Here is a 1,533-nt window from a genome sequence, read left to right as displayed (position 1 = left end):
CTATCCCAAATTTGCAAAATTTTGGCGAAAATCGACCGCTTGTTTCATGATTATTTACCGATACAGAATGAGCTGAAGATATTACCCAACAGATCATCCGAGGTAAATTGACCGGTAATTTCACTTAACGCATTTTGTACCATACGCAATTCTTCTGCGAGTAATTCGCCGGCAAAAAATTGGGTTAATTGGATATGACCGCGTTCCAAATGCTCTGCCGCGGTTTCCAATGCTTGTAAGTGACGGCGGCGAGCTAAGAAGCCACCTTCTGTTGAGCTTTGATAACCCATGGATTTTTTGAGATGTTCACGCAGTAAATCCACGCCCACTTTGGTTTGTGCCGATAAACGAATCAAAGTAAAGCCGTCCAACTCTTGTAAGCCTTCAGCCTCACTGGATAAATCCACTTTGTTACGAATCACGGTAACCGGAATGTTTTGCGGTAATTTAGCTAAAAAGTCCGCCCATTCGGTCTTAAATGCTTCGGCTGTTTGTTCGGTGCTGTCGATCATCAATAACACGTGATCCGCCTGTTCGATCTCATCCCACGCACGTTGGATGCCAATACGTTCCACTTCATCGCTCGCTTCACGTAAACCGGCAGTATCAATAATATGCAACGGCATACCGTCAATATGAATATGCTCACACAATACGTCACGGGTAGTTCCGGCGATATTGGTCACAATCGCCGCATCTCTGCCCGCTAAAGCGTTTAACAGGCTCGATTTACCGGCATTCGGACGACCGGCAATCACCACTTTCATCCCTTCACGTAAAATCGCACCTTGTTTCGCTTCTTTGCGTACACCGTTCAGTTGGCGAATAATATCGTTTAAATGTCCTTCGATTTTACCGTCTGCCAAAAAGTCGATTTCTTCATCGGGGAAATCAATCGCCGCTTCCACGTAGGTACGTAGATAAATGACTGAATCAACTAACTGATTAATTTTATTGGAAAATTCACCTTGTAGCGATTTTAATGCCGAACGTGCCGCCTGTTCGCTGGTCGCATCAATTAAATCAGCAATCGCTTCCGCTTGGGCAAGGTCGAGTTTATCGTTTAAAAACGCTTGCTCGGAAAACTCACCGGCACGAGCAATACGCACGCCTTTAACCGCTAAAATGCGTTTCAGTAAAATGTCTAAGATCATTTGACCGCCATGCCCTTGCAGCTCTAACACGTCTTCACCGGTAAACGAATTCGGCGCTTTAAAGAACAATGCAATGCCTTGGTCTAACACCGTGCCGTCTTGATCTTTAAACGGCAAATAGTTGGCAAGGCGGGGTTTTAGCTCTTTGCCCAGCACTTCTTTTGCCACCTCTTGAGCCAATGGCCCCGAGATGCGTAAAATGCCCACGCCCCCACGACCAATCGGGGTTGCCTGAGCGACAATCGTATCTTTCATTTGGTATCCTTTTCTATTAAAGAAGCGGTCGTTTTTGCAAAAAAATTTGCAAATCAGACCGCTTGTCGTTGCTTTATCATACCATAAAAACAAAAAAGCACCGTTGGCAAATGATCTGCCCCCC

The 1,533-nt window shown here is 45.4% G+C and carries 1 protein-coding gene; it reads right to left on the bottom strand.

What is annotated here, in order from left to right; translation table 11 throughout:
- Positions 1–50 precede the first annotated feature (50 nt).
- Positions 51–1,409 carry a tRNA uridine-5-carboxymethylaminomethyl(34) synthesis GTPase MnmE gene (gene mnmE, locus HMPREF0027_RS11015; RefSeq protein ID WP_044024529.1) on the bottom strand — a complete coding sequence of 453 codons (1,359 nt, stop codon included), beginning with the start codon at positions 1,407–1,409 and terminating at the stop codon, positions 51–53.
- Positions 1,410–1,533 lie beyond the last annotated feature (124 nt).

Origin of the sequence: Actinobacillus ureae ATCC 25976 (assembly GCF_000188255.1) — a bacterium.
GTDB classification, from domain to species: Bacteria; Pseudomonadota; Gammaproteobacteria; order Enterobacterales; family Pasteurellaceae; genus Actinobacillus; species Actinobacillus ureae.
The sequence above is the reverse complement of the archived record's forward strand: the minus strand, read 5'-3'. Positions and strand labels throughout refer to the sequence as shown.

Coding starts and splice junctions, on each gene's coding strand:
- mnmE (WP_044024529.1), bottom strand. CDS start 1,409: ATGAAAGATACGATTGTCGCTCAGGCAACCCCGATTGGTCGTGGGGGC.